This window comes from Autumnicola aciditolerans, from assembly GCF_041679265.1.
Classification (GTDB): Bacteria; Bacteroidota; Bacteroidia; order Flavobacteriales; family Flavobacteriaceae; genus Autumnicola.
Map to the genome: position 1 here is coordinate 1 of NZ_JBGFSM010000054.1, position 2,531 is coordinate 2,531.

The following is a 2,531-nucleotide window of genomic DNA, read 5'->3' on the forward strand; positions in this document are numbered from 1 at the left end:
TTAGAGACCAGGTAAAAACAAACTAGCCGACAAGTCCGTGTCCCTATTCCCGTGACTTGCGTTAACCGTAACCGTTGCCACGCATTTTGAAGAAAGTTTATTACATATCATTAATTATCGGACTTTTAGTTCAAACAGTTTCTGCACAGGTAAAGATTAATTCAGAAACTAAAGAAAGATCTGATTTAGAAAAAATCTATAAAATTGAAATAGATAACTATCAAAAAATTCAACTATTCAAGACTGATTATGATCAATATTATGGATTTCTAATTAATAAAGTTTGGAAACAAAAAAGACATAAAAGAACAAATGATTCTATAATCCAGAAGATTAAAATTCCGAACAAAGAAGTAAAGGAATTAATGATCAATTTGGAGAAAAACGGATTTGAATCTTTAATTGACTGCTATAAAATTGAAAATTGTATTTCAGGATTGGATGGAACAACTATAAGATTTTCCTTTCAAGAATCTGATAAAAGAAATGTAGCATCATATTGGGAATTAAATTCTGACTATTATTACAAACAGAATAAAGTGGAAGTACCAGGTGAAGTTCTAAAGGCACGAAAAATCTACAAAATCATTAATGATAAATATGATTTAGAAAATGTTTTTTCAACTTTTTTGAATAGACTTCCTAAAGGAGAATATTCCTATGGAATGTTGATTATGACAAAAAAATAACAAAACGCGAGGCAACAACGGTTACCGCAAATGGCGAGTTTCAGAGAAAAGAACTAAATTAGTTTCCATAACAAACCAAACCGTAAGCCGACAAACCCGCATCCATAATTCCGCGCCACTTGTCGTTAACCGGGACCGTTGTGCGCAAGCATTGACGAAGAATGATTAAAGAAAGTAATAAATAAAAAAAAGAAGATTATGAAATATTCAATTCTTACCCTGATATTTTTCGCTCCATTATTTCTAGTTGCTCAAAGTTCTGATTATAATGTGTCTTCCTATAAAACTGAAGGAACTAAAGCTCCAAATACGCATTACATTGGAGAAGCTTGGTTAAATCCAATAATTCACGATGATGAAGAACTAGGTTACAATATTACAAAAGCAACATTCAAAGCTAACTCAACTTTAGATTGGCATAAACACGGTTCTGTACAGGTATTAGTTATTGTAGATGGTGAAGCCTATTATCAAGAAAGAGGTGAAAAACCTATAATTCTAAAAGAGGGAGATGTAATTAGATGTGAGAAAGATACAGAGCATTGGCACTCATCCACAAAAGATAGCGATGTGACATATTTAGCATTCTATGGTGGTGAACAACCAACAGAATGGACAGAAGTCTTAACCCAAGAATATTATGATCAAGTGCCTAAAATGCTAAAATCAGAATAGCAATACCAAAAATCATAAGAAATTCTATAAGATAATTGTTTATGCAATGCCAGCGCACAACAACGGTTAATCGCCAATAAGCGGCAGCGTTAGAAAGAAAATAATTAATTTGACCAACTAATTAATACTAAGCCGACAAATCCGCGTTTCTTACTCCGCCAACTGGCGATAACCGAAACCGTTGCCAGCAATACCAATGAAAATTCTAGATAACAACAAAAGTTTTTCTGAAAATCTCAAATATCTAGGAGAATTAATAAATCCATTCTTAGAAGATTTATTGACTGATAGAATTAAATATCAGCAGAAAATTTTAGAATTATGTCATACTGGCAAGTTTCTAATGTTACTTAATCAAGATGTTGAAATTTTGGAATTAAGAGAACAACCAGATTTTTTATTAAACCAAAAAAATAGAAAAATAGGACTTGAACACGAGGTTATTTTAAATCAATCAAGTAAAAATAAAGAAGGTTTTTTTGAGGAATTATTTCTCAAAGCGGAGCAGGAAATAATTAATGAAAATCAACTACCAAATTTTCTAGCTAATTGCTATTTGAAACCTTATTTAAGTTTTCAGACAAATCAAAAAAGAGAATTAATTGATATTATTAAAGAAGTTGTGGAAAACTATATTGAAAAAAAAATATTGATAGAAAATCCAATTATTGAAGAAATATGGGAAATGCCTCACACTCAAATATCGATAAATGTCAATTTTGGGTTCCATTGGCAAAAAGATCTTAATGAAGAAATTTTAAAATCTGCGATTCTTAAAAAAGAAGATAAAATAGAAAAATACAAAGAGAATTTAGATACTGAACATTGGTTGTTAATGGTGATTGCATCAGGAAATGATAGCTCATACATCTTAAATTTCAAAGATTTCGATTATAAAAGTAAATTTGATCGCGTGTTCCTATTAGAAGACGTTTATAATAATCTGTACGAACTATAATGTACTGCAGGCAACATCGGTTAAGCGCAAATAGCGGGCATTCCGGTGAAAAGTGTTATTTTAGAGACCAATTAAAAAACAACAAAGCCGACAAGAACGCGTCCCTACTCCACGCTACTTGCCTTAACCAAGACCGTTGTAAACAAGAACTTATTTAAAGTTTCCGTTTTTTTAACTTAAGATTATGTGCTTACTCATGCTCAAAAATT

3 protein-coding genes are annotated in these 2,531 nt (G+C 31.3%); all 3 read left to right on the forward strand.

The window, feature by feature from the left end:
- Window positions 1-86: 86 nt before the first annotated feature.
- Window positions 87-689 carry a hypothetical protein gene (locus AB8M93_RS18630; RefSeq protein WP_373060477.1) on the forward strand — a complete coding sequence of 201 codons (603 nt, stop codon included), beginning with the start codon at window positions 87-89 and terminating at the stop codon, window positions 687-689.
- Window positions 690-887: 198 nt separating this feature from the next.
- On the forward strand, window positions 888-1,364 hold the full coding sequence (locus AB8M93_RS18635) for a cupin domain-containing protein (protein ID WP_373060479.1): 477 nt from the start codon (window positions 888-890) through the stop codon (window positions 1,362-1,364).
- A 196-nt stretch (window positions 1,365-1,560) separates the two neighbouring features.
- Window positions 1,561-2,322 (forward strand): hypothetical protein, encoded by a 762-nt coding sequence (locus AB8M93_RS18640; RefSeq protein ID WP_373060481.1) that lies wholly within the window; start codon window positions 1,561-1,563, stop codon window positions 2,320-2,322.
- Window positions 2,323-2,531 lie beyond the last annotated feature (209 nt).